This is a genomic window from Arthrobacter sp. G.S.26 (assembly GCF_050847375.1).
Taxonomy (GTDB): domain Bacteria; phylum Actinomycetota; class Actinomycetes; order Actinomycetales; family Micrococcaceae; genus Arthrobacter.
Genome location: NZ_CP193752.1, coordinates 251296 through 266692 on the forward strand (window position 1 = coordinate 251296; position 15397 = coordinate 266692).

The window sequence follows — 15397 nt, forward strand, 5'->3', positions numbered from 1 at the left end:
GCCACACCGGGATGACAGTGGTCCAGACGGCGGCGCTGGCCGCCTGCGTCCTGCTTGCCGGACTCGCTGTCTTCCAGGTTGCCCTCATCGCCGGCGCGCCCGTGGGCCGGTTCCCGTCCGGGCCGCCCCGCAAGGCAGAATGGAAGCCATGAGCCTCACCACTTTCGCCCTGGTCCGCCACGGCCAGACCGACTGGAACGCCGAACGCAGGCTGCAGGGTGCCACCGACATCCCGCTCAACGACGTGGGCCGCGGACAGGCGCGCGACGCCGCAGCCGTCCTGGCACCCTACGAATGGGACGCCGTGGTGTCCTCGCCGCTGAGCCGCGCGGCGGAAACCGCCGACCTGATTGCCGCGGGGCTGGGGCTGACCGTGTCGCGGCGCGTCCCCGAACTGACCGAGCGCAGCTTCGGCCTCGCGGAGGGCATGCAGGCGGGTCCTGAACTTGAGGCGCTCCGCATTCCCGGCGGGTTCCGGGGAGCCGAGAGCGAAGACGAAGCGGCCACCCGCGGCCTGGCAGCCCTCGAAGCCCTGGCCGACGAATTCCGCGGCCAGCGCGTCCTGGTGGTCACGCACGGCACCCTGCTCCGCGTCAGCCTGGGGCGGGCCACCGGCCGGACCCTCGCCAGCGTGGACAACGCCGCACTCAACCTGGCCCACCACCACGCCGTCCACGGCTGGGAATTGGAATTCTTCAACGGCGAACCGGTTCTGGCCACCGCAGGCAGCTAGCACCTGACAACGCCCAGCCGGCCCGCGGAACACATAGCAGCCGGCGCCGGCTACCTGGCTTCGAGGATTAACGCCAACAGCCGGGCAGCGGCAGGCCTGGCGGCGTGCTCCTCGTTCCACTGCGCCCGCGCCACCGCCTTGCTGACGGCCTGCGTGGTGATGCCCAGCGCCTGGGCCACAGCTTTTTGCTGGCCACGGACCCCTGGTGTGAGCAGGTCCAGCACCCGCCACTCGGCCCCTGACCGGTCCCGGACTATCAGGCCCAGCAGGCGCAGTACGGCTTCGGCGTCGTGCGCAATGTCCGCCACCGGGCCCTCCACCGCAACAGGCACCCGTTCCTTGCCGTTGCGGAGCCGGTCCACGGCCCGCCGGGCATAAACCAGGCCATGCCCGGAGGCGTCCTTGATCTGGTTGGGCAGCGGCTCGTTCACCGGCCCCACCCCGATCCCCACGAACCAGGAGCCGCAACGCAGGGCCACCAGGGCTGCTTCCACTGCCTGGTGCGGGCAGTCCACAATGCCTTGGACTTCATCTTCCACGGACCTGTCGAAATCCAGGCGCGCGGGGATGTGCCGCAGGTCCTTCAACAGCTGAGGGACGCGGTCGCCGTCGCGCCGGCTATCCGTTTGGTTGATGGTCAACGTGAACATTTAACCAAAGACTACCCGTTGGCAGTGCCGGGCAGGCAAGCAGGGTTGCACCAGGTTTCCCCATCTGGTGCGATGGGTGGTAATGCCGTCCCAGGGCGGCGCCATCGACGGAAGGACCATCATGGCCGGCAGCATGGGACCGAACGAACTGGACCTCCTGGACAGATGGTGGCGGGCGGCGAATTACCTGTCCGTGGGCCAGATCTACCTGCGAAGCAACCCCCTTCTGCGCGAACCGCTCCAACCGGGGCACACCAAAGCCAGGCTGCTGGGACACTGGGGCACCACCCCCGGGCTGAACTTTGTTTATGCCCACCTGAACCGCGTCATCCGGCGTGACGCCGCCGAGATGCTCTTTGTTGCCGGTCCGGGACATGGCGGTCCCGCCGTCGTCGCCAACTCCTGGCTGGAAGGGACCTACTCGGAGATCTACTCCCACGTGGGGAACGATGCTGACGGTATGGCCGAACTGTTCCGGCAGTTCTCCTACCCCGGCGGCATCCCCAGCCACGCGGCGCCGGAAACTCCCGGTTCCATTAATGAAGGCGGCGAGCTGGGGTACTCGCTGGCCCATGCTTACGGGACCGTGTTCGACAACCCCCAGCTGGTGACGGCCGTGGTGATCGGGGACGGCGAGGCGGAGACCGGACCACTCGCCGCGAGCTGGCACTCGCACAACTTCCTGGACCCCGTCGCGGACGGGGCCGTGCTGCCCATCCTGCACCTGAACGGCTACAAGATCGCCAACCCCACCATCCTGGCCCGGATGCCCGAACAGCAGCTTGACCAGCTGCTCCGCGGCTACGGCCACGAACCGTATTTCGTCACGGTGGCGGATCCGGACGCCACGGAACAGGCCCACCAGGACTTCGCGCAGGCACTGGACGCCTGCATGGCGGACATCCGCGCCATCCAGGACCGGCGCCGGAACCCCGCCGGCCCCGCCGGAGCGGACGGTGCCGGGCAGGACCCGGCACCCCGCTGGCCCATGATTGTGCTGCGCTCACCGAAGGGCTGGACCGGTCCGCGGGTTGTGGACGGACTGCAGGTGGAAGGGACCTGGCGCAGCCACCAGGTGCCACTCTCGGAGGTGCGGACCAACGCCGGGCACCTGAAGATGCTGGAGCAGTGGCTGCAGTCGTACCGGCCGGAGGAACTGTTCGACGCCGACGGGAGGCTGCGTGCCGACGTCGCCGAGGCTGCCCCCGCAGGGGATTTCCGGATGAGCGCCACACCGCATGCCAACGGCGGCTTGCTCCGCAGGGACCTGTTGCTGCCCGCCTACCGGGACCACGCCGTCGAGGTGGCCCGGCCCGGAACGGAACGCGTCAGCCCCATGATCACGCTGGGTTCGTGGATGCGGGACGTGATTGCACTGAACATGGAAAACTTCCGGCTTTTCGGCCCGGATGAGACGGCCTCGAACCGCCTCCAGGACGTCTATGAGGTCACCGACAAGGTCTGGCAGTACCGGATTGAGGACGTCGACCAGAACCTGGCGCGTTCCGGCAGGGTCCTGGAGGTGCTCAGCGAGCACCTCTGCCAGGGCTGGCTGGAAGGCTACCTGCTGACCGGGCGGCACGGCGTGTTCAGCTGCTACGAGGCGTTCATCCACATTGTCGACTCCATGTTCAACCAGCATGCCAAGTGGTTGAAGGTGCACCGGACGCTGCCGTGGCGCCAGCCCATTGCCTCCCTGAACTACCTGCTGTCCTCCCACGTGTGGCAGCAGGACCATAACGGTTTTTCCCACCAGGACCCGGGCTTCATCGACCACGCGGTGAACAAGAAGGCGGAGGTGATCCGTGCCTACCTGCCGCCGGATGCCAACACGCTGCTCTCCGTGATGGAGCACTGCCTGGCTTCCACGGATTATGTGAACATCGTGGTCAGCGGCAAACAGCCGTCACCCACCTGGCTTGGCCCGGCCGACGCCGCCAACCATTGCCGCCGCGGCCTGGGAATCTGGACGTTCGCCGGCTCGGAAGTCCCCGGAGAGGAGCCCGACGTCGTGATGGCCTGCGCCGGCGATGTGCCCACGGTGGAAACCGTCGCGGCGGCGGAACTGCTCAGGCTGGGAGCCCCTGGACTCAAGGTACGGGTGGTGAACGTGGTGGACCTGATGCGGCTCCAGGACGAATCCGAGCACCCGCACGGGTTGCCCGCCAAGGACTTCGATGGCATCTTCACCACGGACAAGCCCATCATTTTCGCCTATCACGGCTACCCTGCACTGATTCACCGGCTGGCTTACCGCCGGACGAACCAGGAGGGCCTGCACGTGCGGGGCTACAAGGAAGAGGGGACCACCACCACGCCGTTCGACATGGCCATGCTCAACGGGATCGACAGGTTCCAGCTTGCCGTCGACGCGATCGACCGCGTGCCGGGACTGGCGGCGCGGCACTCGATCCTGCGCCAGGACCTGTTGGACCGCAAAAACAAGGCCTTCGAGCACACCCGCACGTACGGTGAGGATCCGGAGGAAATTACCGGCTGGACCCTCGGCGGGGCGTAGGCAGGAGGGCGCCCGACGGCGGGGCCGCGCCGCCGGCGGGTCAGGAAGCTTCGCCGGACCGCCAGTAGCCCAACGCGTTGATCCGGCGTTTGTCCACGCCCAGGGTTTTCCGCAGGTGCCTGGTGATGGCGCGGGTGCTGGCGGCCTCGGCGGCGAGCCAGTAATAGCCGGTATCCATGCCCGGGCCGGTCGCTTCGGCGCGGGCGGTCAACGCAGCGCAGACCTCGCCAACCAGCCGGTCGCCGCCGTCCTGGCGCGGCACCCAGGACACCGTATCCGTGGCCCTGGCATGTACCGGCAGGGAACGGTCCGGGTCGTGGCTGTATTCGAGCCAGATGGTGGCAGGTATGTCGCCGAGGACCGTTAGCAGTGAGTTGATGGCCGGGATTGAGGCGGGATCGCCCACCAGCACCGCGGCGGTGGGCGCCGGGTCCGGGAGGTCGAATTTGCTGCCCTGGACGGTGGCATCGATGGTTTCCCCGGCCTTTACGGCCCGCGCCCAGTCGGCGGCCCGGCCCTCGTGGAGGGCGAAGTCCAGGCTGAAGGTCCCGGCCGCGGCATCCGGGTTGACCAGGGTGAAGGCGCGCTGGTGCGGTTTGCCGTTGTCGTCGAACCACAGCCGGATCCACATGGTGGGATGGACGCCGCAGTCAGCCAGCAGCGAACCGCCGTCCACGCGGATCCGCATAAACTGCGGGCCGATCTGCTCGCGGCCCGTCACGGCCAAGGAAAAATCCTTGGCCCCGAAGACTTTGAGGACGGCGCCTTCCCAGCTGCGCTTCATGGTTCTCCTTCTGCCCGGACGCTGGGCACGCAAAACGGGAATCGATGCTTTAATGAGGACAGCCTAACCTAACCCGCGCTGTCCGCTGGTCCCGTTGCAGCGGCGTTACGGCAAAATTCAGCCCGCAGGACTATTCCGAGGAGAGCCATGTCCACCAGCCCAATCGCGGCACCCGAAGCCGCCCGGCGGACCCCTGCTTACCAGGAGGAGTTCGAAACCTGGGGGCTGCTCCGGTTGCTGCCCATCGACCCCGTGGCGGACGCCGCTGTTCTCCACGGCTGGGTCACGGCGGAGCGCGCCAGGTTCTGGGGTATGTCCGGCTATACGGTGGCGGAAGTCCGGGAAGTCTACGAATTCCTGGCCGGGCTGGACACCCACCACGCCTACCTGATCGACCTGGCCGGCGAACCATTCGGCATTTTCCAGACCTACCGCGCCATCCACGATCCGGTGGGCGAGGCCTACCCTGCACTGCCCGGTGACACGGGTACGCATCTGCTGCTGGGCCCGGCGTCGAGATTCATCCCGCATTTCACCCCGGTGCTGGCGGCGGCGCTGACCCGGTTCGTTTTCGCGGACCCGGGCACGGAGCGCATCATCGCCGAGCCCGACGCCCGCAACGGCAAGGCCATCCGGCGGCTCCTTGCCTCATCCTTCGAGCTCGGCCCCGTCGTGCAGTTGGCGGACAAGGAAGCCCAGCTGGCTTTCCTGACGCCGGCCATGCTCGCGGGTAACTGACAGCCCCGCTTGCTGGAGCCAGGCCGGCACGCGTCAGTCCGGCAGCCCGTCGAGCCCGCACGAGGGCAGATGGATCCAGCCTTCGGTCCCCGCCGCCGCAGCGTGCGCAGCGTCGGGGCGCAGGGTCAGGTTGCAGGCCACGGCGCGTGCCGTCAGGGCGGCCACGACGGCGTCAAACAGGTCATCAGACCCTGCCAGCCGGGCCTCGTTCCCGGCCAGGTCCAGCCAGGGCGCCTGCGCACGCAGCTCCGCGAGGAGTGCGGCCAGCCGTTCCGTTTCGGTGCTGCCGCGGCCCTTGTAGCCGCGCCCGTTCAGGCCCCAGATCCGCAGCGAAGCGGCCGGGTACACCTCGGCCAGCCTGCCTGAGCCGTCTTTGGGCTGGGGCCCGTGCAGGCCGGCGATTTTGGCCTGGAGCACAGCGCACCGCATGGCGGGGTGCGCCAGCCGGTCAGCCGAGACGCTCAGCGGGATCAGGCGCGTCTGTGCGGTGACGAACCGGTCGGTGTCGCGGTAGGCCAGGAGCCGGCGCCCGGCGATGCCGTCGTGCTGCAGGACCGGTCCTGCGTCGGACGCCAGGTGCCCGGTCAGGAAGGGGAGCAACGCGTCCGGCCAGCCCACCGGGCAGTCGATGCCGGTGACGTCGGTGGCGCCGAAGAGGTCAACGATCTCCTGGTCGTCAACCCCGAGTGCCAGGTGAGCCAGGGTAGCCCCGGCCGGGCCCCACTCGAGGACCGCCACAGCAGTCTTTGCGGCCGCCGCGGCGAGGTCAACACCCAGCGACTTCACGGCGCACTCACGCTGCCCGGTACCGCAGGACGCCCGGAATGCCGCCCGCGGCATCCAACTTCCCGTCCCGTGCGAAGCCTGCCCACAGCGCCCGGACCTTCCGGCCCACGGCGTCCACCTCGTCCCACGTGGCGCCCCGGATCAGGCCCACCCCGTCCCAGGTGCCCCGGTTGCCGAACAGCAGGGGCAGGTCGATGGTGTGGGCCGAGCCGTAGACGTTGTCCGGTGCGTGCCAGTCCAGGACGTAGTGGTGCGCCGTGCCGCCGGCCGCGGTGTGGCGGCGTGCGAACCGCCTGGACGCGCGCCCGTAAACCGCCTCGGTGACCACCCGGTTGACGGCGCGGAGGGCGCCTTTGCCGGCCAGCGGAACCTGTTCCAGCCGGCTGAGGAACGGGCTGCGGGGGAGGAAGAGCCGCGCTTCCTGGGACGTGTGCCCGATCAGCACCTCGATTCCCGGCGCTGTCCGGTCCCAGGCTGCTTCGATGTCGGCTTCCGCCGGAAGGGGGTCATGGCCGTACTGGGTGCCGAACGGCATGGCTGCCAGCATGCCGAACCTGCGGGCCACCTGTGCCACGTTTTCCTCGACGGCCACCACGTCCATGGCCGGGGTGTCCGCTGTGACGGACCCGGCGGCGATCCCCATGGCGTGGTTCATTTTGGCCCGGCCGCGGGAGATGCCCAGCGGTGCGCTCTGGATGATGGCGCGCTGGAACAGTCGGGGCGCCTCGGGGACGGCCATCAGGTGGGCAATGGCGTCGCCCCCGGCGGACTGCCCAAAGGCCGTGACCCGGCCCGGGTCGCCGCCGAATGCCGCGATGTTCCGCTGCACCCAGCGGAAGGCCTCAAGCTGGTCCAGCAGGCCCAGGTTGCCCGGCCTGCCGCTGTGGGTGGACAGGAAACCGAACAGCCCCAGCCGGTACGTCACCGACACCACCACCACATTGTTCTCCGCCGCCAGCACTGCCGGATCAAAAATGGCCAGGTCGCCCGAGCCGGTGGTGTACGAGCCGCCGTGGATCCACACCATGACCGGCAGCTTTGCGTCCGGCGGGGTGCCGGCCGGGAGGGTGATGGACAGGTTCTGGCAGTCCTCGCTGCCGGGCAGCTCGCCGTATTTGGTGCCCAGCACGTCGTCCAGGAACGGCACCGGCGCCTGCGGGCAGGCCGGCGCCGGGGACGTGGCAACCAGTGGTGCTGTCCGGTCCGGCGCATGGGTGGGCGGCTGGAACCGGGCCGCCGTTGCGTAGGGGATGCCGGTGGCGCGGATGACATCGCCGTCGCGGCGGCCGATGACCGGTCCGGAGGGCGGGGCGAAAAGGGGTTCGGAGCTCACCCTCCACCTTAACCACAACACGGGGCCACTTCCGGTCCGATGCAGCGGGTGCATCGAACCGGAAGTGGCCCCGCGGTGATTGGCGGCTGCTGGACCTTAGTGGCCGGCTGCCGGCACGTAACGCTTGATGGAGGCTTCGAGCTCGGCTTCAGCGGCGGCGCGGTCGCCCCAGCCTTCGGCCTTGACCCACTTGCCGGGCTCCAGGTCCTTGTAACGGGTGAAGAAGTGCTCGATTTCCTTGATCAGGAAGTCGCTGACGTCACTGATTTCCTGGATGTGGTCGAACCGGGCATCCACGGGGACGCAGAGGACCTTGGCGTCGCCGCCGCCGTCGTCCGTCATGTTGAAGACGCCGATGGGCCGGGACTCGACGATGACGCCGGGGTGCAGGTCGAAGTCCTGCAGGAGCACCAGTGCGTCCAGCGGGTCGCCGTCCTCGCCCAGGGTGTTCTCGAAGAAGCCGTAGTGGGTGGGGTACTGCATGGAGGTGAACAGGACGCGGTCCAGGCGGACGCGGCCTGTCTCGTGGTCAACTTCGTACTTGACGCGGGATCCCTTGGGGATCTCGATGGTGACGTCATGCTTCATGGAAATGCTCCTCGGCAATGGCAGGGGGTGCGCGGCACAGGGGAGACCGCCGCCAAAAATGGGGTGTCCGTGCCGCCGACTATTATTGAGGATATAGCGAGCGGCCCTGGAATCAGGAACTTGTGGGGATATTTCAGGACGTGAGGACCGGCACTGGCATGACCAAAACAGCAGGCGCGGAACCCCGGCGGCACCGTGCCCGGAGGGCTGCCGCCGCGGTGGTGGCGCGCGTCCGGAAGTCCTGGCCGGCGGCGCTCCTGGTCGCGGTCCTGTTGGCAGTGGCCATCCCCTCGGCGCTGCTGGTGGTGCCGGGCTTCCTTGCCCCGGACCAGCCCGCCCCGGCGCCGGCGGCACCCGCCTGGCAGCAGGTCCCGGCCACGTTGTCCGCCGTGCCGGCGTTGGCGCCGCTGTCGGCTGCCGCAGCCATCCCGCGGCCCGCAGCCGTCGCGGCGCAGCTGGATCCGCTCCTGGCGGCCGACGGCGGCGGAAACTTTACGGGGCAGGTCCAGGATGCGCTCACCGGCGAAGTCCTGTTCGACAGGGGCGGCGCGGACGCCAGGGTGCCGGCCTCCAACCTGAAACTTCTGACCGCCGTCGCTGCCCTTCGCACCCTTGGCCCCGATCACCGGTTCAGCACCAAGGTCCTTTCCGGTCCGGACAACCGCCAGGTGGTCCTGACCGGCGGGGGAGACGTGCTGCTGGGGGCCGGCGCCTCGGACCCCGACGGGGTGCGCGGCCATGCCGGCCTGGCGACGCTGGCCGCGCGGACGGCGGATTCCCTGCGCAGTGCCGGGGTGACGGGCGAAATCACGGTGCGCTTTGATGATTCGCTGTTCAGCGGGCCGGCCTTGAATCCGGCCTGGGGCCTGGGGGACGTGGCCGCCGGCGAAGTGGCTCCGCTGGCTCCGCTGGCGCTGAACGCGGCCCGCTACGATCCCGCCGTGACCACCGGGCCGCGGCCCCAGGACCCGGCGGCGGCCGCGGCGGCCGAGTTTGCCGGCCAACTGCGGGCGGCAGTCGAACCGGCGGGATTGACGGTGGCGGCCGCCGTCGAACGCGCGCCTGCTCCGGCCGGAACCGGAACCGGAACCGGGGGCGAGGCAGGGCAGGAAGTCCTGGCCGCGGCGGACTCGGCCACCGTGGCGGAGCAGGTAGGGGCCATGCTGCAGGATTCCGACAACTACCTGGCCGAGGCACTGGGCCGGTTGGCGGCACTTGCGTCGGGGCGGCCCGGCAGCAATGACGGGGCCACCGCCGTGGTCGGGGCGGAGGCCGTGGCGGCGGGCATCGCCCCGGGGCCACTGCAGCTGGCGGACGTGTCCGGGCTGGCCATGGGAAACCAGGTCCCGGCAGGCACGTTTGTCCGGGCGGTCACTGCCATCACCTCCGGCCTGGATGACCGGCTCCGGGCTGCCCTGGCCGGGTTCCCGGTGGCCGGCGTCTCCGGCACCCTCGACTCACGGTACGGCGACGACGCCACAGTCCGCGGTGCCGGGCTGGTCCGGGCCAAGACAGGGACGCTGAACACTGTGATCGCGCTCAGCGGATATGTGGTGGACGCCGACGGCCGGTTGCTGGTGTTCTCCTTCATCGGCAACGGACTGACCCCCGGCGCGGCAGGGAACCGGGCAGCGCTGGACCGGGCCGCGACGGCCCTCGCGGCCTGCGGCTGCCGGTAGGCGGCAACAGGGTCGGGTCAGGACTCCCGGCGGACGGGTTCCGTGGCCACCAGCGGGGCGGCGGCTGCGGCCGCCACGGAAGACGCCGTGCCGGTGTCGGCAGCCAGGGCCGCCGGAGCCGTGGTGCCCAGCAGGGCTGCGAGGACAACGGCGGCCAGCACGGACGTCCAGCCCTTCCGCGGGCCTGCGGTCAGGGGAGCGATGGGACGGTACGGGATCATGGGGTCCTCCTGGCGAGTGTGTGGGGTCCGTGCGGGGGAGCCGCCGGTGTGCTTGATGGGTCCAACATTGCCCGGCGTGCATAGGCCGGGGCTTTCGCCGGCCTATGCGCCCGCTGTGAGCCGCGGGCTGTTCGCCGGTCAGCGAACTTAAGGCCGATCAGCAGCATGCTGTGTTCTGATGGGACTTATGGAGACCACCGCGCGCGAGTCGGCACAACCGTTGTCCGCATCTGCCCAGTCCCTCATCAACTGGGACCTGGCCGCGTCCACCGCGGCCCGGCTCACCCCCGCCGGGCCAACACTGTCCCCGGCGGACATCGGCAAGGCCGTGGACAGCCTGCGGGAACTGGCTGATAAGTCCGTTCCGCACGTCCACGAGATCACCGGGCTGGAGGCAGCGCGGGACCTCCGGGACTCCTCCGTGCTGGTGGTGGACAGGGCTTCCTGGGCCAAGGCCAACACCCAAAGCTTTGCCGTGATGCTCCGGCCGGCCATGGAAAAGATGGTCGAGAGCCGGCGGGGCACCATCAGCCCGGCCGCCGCCGGGGTCAGCGGCGCCATCACCGGCAGCCAGTTGGGCGCCGTGCTGGCGTTCCTTTCCAGCAAGGTCCTGGGCCAGTACGATCCCTTTGCCGCGCTCGCCGAAGGTTCCAAGGCGCCCGCCGGCGGCAGGCTGCTGCTGGTGGCCCCCAACATCGTCTCCGTGGAGCGCGAACTCAACGTCACGCCGGAGGACTTCCGGCTGTGGGTGTGCCTGCATGAGCAGACCCACCGGGTGCAGTTCGCCGCCGCCCCCTGGCTGCGCCACCACATGCTGGCGCAGATCGATGACCTCAGCGGGCACCTGCTGGGCAACGTCGATTCCCTGATGGACCGGGCAGGGGCAGCAGCCCGCTCGCTCAAGGACCGCTCAGCCACCGGCGACACCCCGGGCCGCGGCGCCATCCTGGACCTGCTGCAGGACCCGGAGGAGAAGGCGGCCATCTCGCACCTGACCGCCGTGATGAGCCTGCTCGAGGGGCACGCCAACGTGGTTATGGACGCCGTGGACGCCAGCATCGTGCCGTCCGTGAAGACCATCAGGCAGCGGTTCAACGCCCGCGGCAAGGACCGCGGTGTGCTGGAGAAGTTCCTTCGCAACCTCCTGGGCCTGGACGCGAAGATGCGCCAGTACTCGGACGGTGCCCGTTTTGTCCGTGCCGTGGTGGCCGCCGCCGGCATGGAAGGCTTCAACCGGGTCTGGGAATCGGCGGACCACCTGCCCACCGAACCCGAGATCCACGACGCCAAGCTGTGGCTTGAGCGGATGGGCCTCTAATTGCCTGACGTTCCCGCCGGCAACGCCGGTGTCCCGGCCGGCAAGGCCGCTGTCCCCGGCGTCCCCGGCGTCCAGGGCGGACGACGGCGGCCCGGCAGGTTGGCGCCGGTTGTGGGCACTGCGCGGAAACGGTTGCAGGAATCCCTGGCCGGGGCCGGCTACCCTTCGCACGTGGTGGTGGCCTGCAGCGGCGGGCCCGATTCCCTGGCGCTGGCCGCCGTGGCCGGGTACTTCGCCCGGCGCGGCCACGTGGACGGCCACCCGGTCACCGTGGGCGCCGTGGTGGTGGACCACCAGTTGCAGGAAGGGTCCGCCGGGGTGGCCGCCCGGACGGCAGCAGCGCTCCGGGACCTGGGCCTGGAACCGGTGCAGGTCCGCACCGTCACGGTGGACCGCACCGGGATGGGCCCCGAAGCCGCAGCCCGGGACGCCCGGCACGCCGCGCTGGACGCCGCAGCCAGGGACCAGGGCGCCGGCGCTGTCCTGCTGGGCCACACCCTGGATGACCAGGCCGAACAGGTGCTGCTGGGCCTGGCCCGCGGGTCCGGCACCCGGTCGCTGGCAGGCATGCGGCCCGCCCGGGGCCTGCTGCTCCGGCCGTTCCTGACCCTGCGCCGCGCGGACACCGAGGAGATCTGCGACGTGGAGGAGCTCCAGCCGTGGCACGATCCCACCAACTCCGATCCCGCCTTTGCCCGGTCCCGTACCCGCGTTGATGTCTTGCCGCACCTCGAAGCCAACCTGGGCCCGGGGGTGGCCGAATCCCTGGCCCGCACCGCAGCAATCCTGCAACTGGACGCTGACTACCTCGAAGATGTGGCAAAAACCACCTTCGAGTCCCTGGTGGAGCGGGACGGAACGGACGTGGCCCTGCCGGAGGAGCCGCTGCGCGCCCTGGCCCCGGCCATCCGGTTCCGGGTGATCGCCCGGGCGGCGGCCGACGTCGGCGGCCAGCAACCCAGCTACCAGCGGCTTTTGGCGGCGGAAACGCTGCTGCGCCGGAAGGGATCCGCCGGCCCCGTGGAACTGCCCGGCGCGGTGTCCGTGTACCGGCTGTCGCTGGCACAGCTGCAGGACGCCACCGGAGCAGGCGGCCCCGCAGGGCAGGCGCCGCAGGCCACCGGTCCCCGCGAACCCGCGCGCTGTGGGAAGCTAGTATTCCGGTCCAAAAAACCGCCCAAGAATTAGTCGCACCCCCGCATCTACACAGGAGCCATTGGTGGATTCAAACGACGTCCATGCAGATCTCAAGCACGTTCTCTACACCAAGGAGCAGATCCAGCAACGGATCACCGAGCTCGCTGCCCAGATCGACAAGGACTACGAGGGCCGCGAACTGCTCATTGTGGGGGTGCTGAAGGGTGCCGTTATGGTCATGGCAGACCTGGCCCGGGCCCTCCACAGCCACGTGTCCATGGACTGGATGGCTGTGTCCTCCTACGGCTCCGGCACCCAGTCCTCCGGCGTGGTCCGGATCCTCAAGGACCTGGACACGGACCTGATGGGCAAGGACGTGCTGATCGTTGAGGACATCATCGACTCCGGCCTCACCCTGTCCTGGCTCAAGACCAACCTGGAATCGCGCGGCACCGCCTCGGTGGAGATCTGCACCGCCTTCCGCAAGCCCACCGCCGCCAAGGTGGAAATCGACGTCAAGTACGTGGGCTACGACATTCCCAACGAGTTTGTGGTGGGCTACGGCCTGGACTACGCCGAGAAGTACCGCAACCTGGACTTCGTGGGCACCCTCGCCCCGCACGTTTACGAGTAAGGCGCAGGGGACTTAAAGCGCGCTGACGACGGCGGCCTCCGGGCCGCCGTCGTGCGTTAAGCCGCTACGCCCACAGGGAACTTTTGGTTTCCACCGAGCGTGATTTACTCCGGACGGTGTATAGCTAGAAGCTGACGCAGCACCATCACGCGCGAAACACACGCCGTGCAGCACTACCGGAAGGGACGGGGCCAGCCCCCGAACAGATGAAAGCTAAGAACTTCTTCAAGGGCCCGGGCATCTGGATCATCGTTGTGGTCGGCCTGCTCCTTGTGGCTTTTGCAACGCTTGCTCCCGGCGGTGCGGCACGGATCGACACGGACAAGGGCCTGGAACTGCTCACCGGCGACAAGGTGGAGCAGGCAAAGATCTTCGACGGTGAAAACCGGGTGGACCTGACCCTGAAGGACAACTACCAGGTGGACGGGCAGGACAAGGGCAAGAGCGTCCAGTTCTTCTTTGTGGATGCCCGCGCCGCGGACGTGGTCAAGGCCGTCACCGACGCCAAGCCCGCCCAGGGCTACACGGACCAGCCGGTGGAAAGCAACTGGTTCTCCGGCCTGCTGTCGCTGCTGATCCCGGTGATCCTGCTGGGTGCGCTGTTCTGGTTCCTGATGACCCGGATGCAGGGTGGCGGCTCCAAGATCATGCAGTTCGGCAAGTCCAAGGCCAAAATGGTCAGCAAGGACATGCCGCAGGTGACCTTCGCCGATGTTGCCGGCGCCGATGAAGCCGTGGAGGAACTGCAGGAGATCAAGGAGTTCCTCCAGGAACCCGCCAAGTTCCAGGCCGTGGGCGCCAAGATCCCCAAGGGTGTGCTGCTGTACGGCCCTCCCGGTACCGGTAAAACGCTCCTGGCCCGCGCCGTGGCCGGCGAGGCCGGCGTCCCGTTCTTCTCCATCTCCGGCTCCGACTTTGTGGAAATGTTTGTGGGTGTGGGTGCTTCCCGTGTCCGCGACCTCTTCGAACAGGCCAAGGCCAATTCGCCGGCCATCATCTTTGTTGACGAAATCGACGCTGTGGGCCGGCACCGCGGCGCCGGCATCGGCGGCGGCAACGACGAACGCGAGCAGACCCTCAACCAGCTCCTGGTTGAAATGGACGGGTTCGACGTCAAGACCAACGTGATCCTCATCGCCGCCACCAACCGGCCGGACGTGCTGGACCCCGCGCTGCTGCGCCCGGGCCGCTTTGACCGGCAGATCTCGGTGGAAGCGCCGGACCTGATCGGCCGCGACCAGATCCTCCAGGTCCACGCCAAGGGCAAGCCCATGGCGCCGGGCGTTGACCTCAAGGGTGTTGCCAAGAAGACGCCCGGCTACACCGGTGCGGACTTGGCCAACGTCCTGAACGAAGCCGCGCTGCTGACCGCCCGCTCCAACGCGAACCTCATCGATGACCGCGCCCTGGACGAGGCAATCGACCGCGTGATGGCCGGCCCGCAGAAGCGCAGCCGCGTCATGAAGGAACACGAGCGCAAAATCACCGCGTACCACGAAGGCGGCCACGCCCTGGTGGCGGGTGCCCTCCGCAACTCCGCGCCGGTCACCAAGATCACCATCCTGCCCCGCGGCCGCGCCCTCGGCTACACCATGGTGGTCCCGGACAACGACAAATACTCCGTAACCCGCAACGAACTCCTGGACCAGATGGCCTACGCCATGGGCGGCCGCGTCGCCGAGGAAATCGTCTTCCACGACCCCTCCACGGGTGCGTCCAACGACATCGAGAAGGCCACCTCCACGGCCCGCAAGATGGTCACCGAATACGGCATGAGCGAGCGGATCGGCGCCGTCAAGCTGGGCCAGGGTGCCGGCGAACCGTTTATGGGCCGCGACAGCGGCAGTGACCGCGGCTACTCCGACCAGGTTGCGTTTGTGGTGGATGAGGAAGTGCGCCGGTTGATCGACCAGGCCCACGACGAGGCCTACGCCATCCTGATCGAGAACCGCGATGTCCTGGACCGGCTCGCCGTGGAACTGCTGGAACGCGAAACCCTGAACCAGGCGGAAGTGGCGGAGATCTTCACCGATGTCCGCAAGAGCGATTTCCGCCAGGTCTGGTTGTCCAAGGACACCCGCCCCGTGCAGGCGGCGGGTCCCGTGGAAAGCCGCCGCGAAAAGGCTGAGCGCGAAGCCCAGGAGGAAGCCACCCAGGCCCGCCTGGATGAACCGCTGGACGCCCAGCCCCCGCACCCGCAGGGCGTCAGCAACGACGCACCGTTCCAGGGCGGCGTCACCGGCTCGGGGCCGGACACCCTTCGCGGCTAAGCTTTCCC

At 68.9% G+C, this 15397-nt stretch carries 15 protein-coding genes; 9 read left to right on the forward strand and 6 right to left on the reverse strand.

Going from position 1 to position 15397, the window contains the following annotated elements; translation table 11 throughout:
• Positions 1 to 11 precede the first annotated feature (11 nt).
• On the forward strand, positions 12 to 152 hold the full coding sequence (locus ACRB8A_RS01185) for a hypothetical protein (protein WP_285241138.1): 141 nt from the start codon (positions 12 to 14) through the stop codon (positions 150 to 152).
• A complete protein-coding gene (locus tag ACRB8A_RS01190) occupies positions 149 to 733 on the forward strand; it encodes a histidine phosphatase family protein (RefSeq protein ID WP_285241137.1) in 585 nt (194 codons plus the stop codon). Before ACRB8A_RS01185 ends, ACRB8A_RS01190 begins: the two co-directional genes overlap by 4 nt.
• A gap of 50 nt (positions 734 to 783) precedes the next feature.
• Here the strand turns inward: ACRB8A_RS01190 and ACRB8A_RS01195 are convergent, their stop codons facing one another.
• A complete protein-coding gene (locus ACRB8A_RS01195; RefSeq protein WP_050683687.1) occupies positions 784 to 1383 on the reverse strand; it encodes a MarR family transcriptional regulator in 600 nt (199 codons plus the stop codon).
• A 121-nt stretch (positions 1384 to 1504) separates the two neighbouring features.
• On the opposite strand from ACRB8A_RS01195, the gene ACRB8A_RS01200 reads away from it, so the two are divergent.
• The gene (locus ACRB8A_RS01200) at positions 1505 to 3901 is read left to right on the forward strand and encodes a phosphoketolase family protein (RefSeq protein ID WP_432246003.1); all 2397 of its coding nucleotides are present in this window, start codon (positions 1505 to 1507) and stop codon (positions 3899 to 3901) included.
• Between the two features lie 40 nt (positions 3902 to 3941).
• Here the strand turns inward: ACRB8A_RS01200 and ACRB8A_RS01205 are convergent, their stop codons facing one another.
• Complete coding sequence (locus ACRB8A_RS01205; RefSeq protein ID WP_432245420.1) at positions 3942 to 4685, reverse strand: siderophore-interacting protein; 744 nt, start codon at positions 4683 to 4685, stop codon at positions 3942 to 3944.
• A gap of 147 nt (positions 4686 to 4832) precedes the next feature.
• Here ACRB8A_RS01205 and ACRB8A_RS01210 point away from each other — a divergent pair, with 147 nt between their 5' ends.
• Positions 4833 to 5423 (forward strand): GNAT family N-acetyltransferase, encoded by a 591-nt coding sequence (locus tag ACRB8A_RS01210; RefSeq protein ID WP_432245421.1) that lies wholly within the window; start codon positions 4833 to 4835, stop codon positions 5421 to 5423.
• Positions 5424 to 5456: 33 nt separating this feature from the next.
• Here ACRB8A_RS01210 and ACRB8A_RS01215 read toward each other — a convergent pair whose 3' ends face one another.
• The 3 genes from ACRB8A_RS01215 to ACRB8A_RS01225 form a co-directional block, all read right to left on the reverse strand.
• Positions 5457 to 6209: a DUF429 domain-containing protein gene (locus ACRB8A_RS01215; RefSeq protein WP_432245422.1), complete on the reverse strand. Its 753-nt coding sequence runs from the start codon at positions 6207 to 6209 to the stop codon at positions 5457 to 5459.
• Positions 6210 to 6216: 7 nt separating this feature from the next.
• Positions 6217 to 7542, reverse strand: coding sequence for a carboxylesterase family protein (locus ACRB8A_RS01220; protein ID WP_285241133.1), 1326 nt, complete (start codon positions 7540 to 7542; stop codon positions 6217 to 6219).
• Positions 7543 to 7638: 96 nt separating this feature from the next.
• Positions 7639 to 8130 (reverse strand): inorganic diphosphatase, encoded by a 492-nt coding sequence (locus ACRB8A_RS01225; protein WP_050683682.1) that lies wholly within the window; start codon positions 8128 to 8130, stop codon positions 7639 to 7641.
• A 158-nt stretch (positions 8131 to 8288) separates the two neighbouring features.
• On the opposite strand from ACRB8A_RS01225, the gene ACRB8A_RS01230 reads away from it, so the two are divergent.
• Entirely contained in the window at positions 8289 to 9809 is a 1521-nt protein-coding gene (locus ACRB8A_RS01230; RefSeq protein ID WP_432245423.1) for a D-alanyl-D-alanine carboxypeptidase/D-alanyl-D-alanine-endopeptidase, read from the forward strand.
• A gap of 17 nt (positions 9810 to 9826) precedes the next feature.
• Here ACRB8A_RS01230 and ACRB8A_RS01235 read toward each other — a convergent pair whose 3' ends face one another.
• Positions 9827 to 10030, reverse strand: a complete 204-nt coding sequence (locus ACRB8A_RS01235) for a hypothetical protein (RefSeq protein ID WP_285241131.1) — start codon at positions 10028 to 10030, stop codon at positions 9827 to 9829.
• Positions 10031 to 10217: 187 nt separating this feature from the next.
• Between ACRB8A_RS01235 and ACRB8A_RS01240 the strand changes: the two genes are divergently transcribed.
• The 4 genes from ACRB8A_RS01240 to ftsH all read left to right on the forward strand — a co-directional run bounded on the left by ACRB8A_RS01240 (position 10218) and on the right by ftsH (position 15389).
• Positions 10218 to 11348, forward strand: a complete 1131-nt coding sequence (locus ACRB8A_RS01240; protein WP_050683674.1) for a zinc-dependent metalloprotease — start codon at positions 10218 to 10220, stop codon at positions 11346 to 11348.
• Between the two features lie 132 nt (positions 11349 to 11480).
• Positions 11481 to 12536: a tRNA lysidine(34) synthetase TilS gene (gene tilS / locus ACRB8A_RS01245; RefSeq protein ID WP_350224290.1), complete on the forward strand. Its 1056-nt coding sequence runs from the start codon at positions 11481 to 11483 to the stop codon at positions 12534 to 12536.
• 31 nt (positions 12537 to 12567) lie between these two features.
• Positions 12568 to 13119 carry a hypoxanthine phosphoribosyltransferase gene (gene hpt / locus ACRB8A_RS01250; RefSeq protein WP_050683673.1) on the forward strand — a complete coding sequence of 184 codons (552 nt, stop codon included), beginning with the start codon at positions 12568 to 12570 and terminating at the stop codon, positions 13117 to 13119.
• A gap of 206 nt (positions 13120 to 13325) precedes the next feature.
• Positions 13326 to 15389, forward strand: a complete 2064-nt coding sequence (gene ftsH, locus ACRB8A_RS01255) for an ATP-dependent zinc metalloprotease FtsH (RefSeq protein WP_050683672.1) — start codon at positions 13326 to 13328, stop codon at positions 15387 to 15389.
• Positions 15390 to 15397 lie beyond the last annotated feature (8 nt).

What these genes read in the sequence shown, in the direction of transcription:
- ACRB8A_RS01190 (WP_285241137.1), top strand. Translation starts at nt 149, where the DNA reads ATGAGCCTCACCACTTTCGCCCTGGTCCGCCACGGCCAGACCGACTGG.
- ACRB8A_RS01205 (WP_432245420.1), bottom strand. Translation starts at nt 4,685, where the DNA reads ATGAAGCGCAGCTGGGAAGGCGCCGTCCTCAAAGTCTTCGGGGCCAAG.
- ACRB8A_RS01240 (WP_050683674.1), top strand. Translation starts at nt 10,218, where the DNA reads ATGGAGACCACCGCGCGCGAGTCGGCACAACCGTTGTCCGCATCTGCC.
- ACRB8A_RS01225 (WP_050683682.1), bottom strand. Translation starts at nt 8,130, where the DNA reads ATGAAGCATGACGTCACCATCGAGATCCCCAAGGGATCCCGCGTCAAG.
- ACRB8A_RS01235 (WP_285241131.1), bottom strand. Translation starts at nt 10,030, where the DNA reads ATGATCCCGTACCGTCCCATCGCTCCCCTGACCGCAGGCCCGCGGAAG.
- ACRB8A_RS01230 (WP_432245423.1), top strand. Translation starts at nt 8,289, where the DNA reads ATGACCAAAACAGCAGGCGCGGAACCCCGGCGGCACCGTGCCCGGAGG.
- ftsH (WP_050683672.1), top strand. Translation starts at nt 13,326, where the DNA reads ATGAAAGCTAAGAACTTCTTCAAGGGCCCGGGCATCTGGATCATCGTT.
- ACRB8A_RS01195 (WP_050683687.1), bottom strand. Translation starts at nt 1,383, where the DNA reads ATGTTCACGTTGACCATCAACCAAACGGATAGCCGGCGCGACGGCGAC.
- ACRB8A_RS01185 (WP_285241138.1), top strand. Translation starts at nt 12, where the DNA reads ATGACAGTGGTCCAGACGGCGGCGCTGGCCGCCTGCGTCCTGCTTGCC.
- ACRB8A_RS01210 (WP_432245421.1), top strand. Translation starts at nt 4,833, where the DNA reads ATGTCCACCAGCCCAATCGCGGCACCCGAAGCCGCCCGGCGGACCCCT.
- ACRB8A_RS01200 (WP_432246003.1), top strand. Translation starts at nt 1,505, where the DNA reads ATGGCCGGCAGCATGGGACCGAACGAACTGGACCTCCTGGACAGATGG.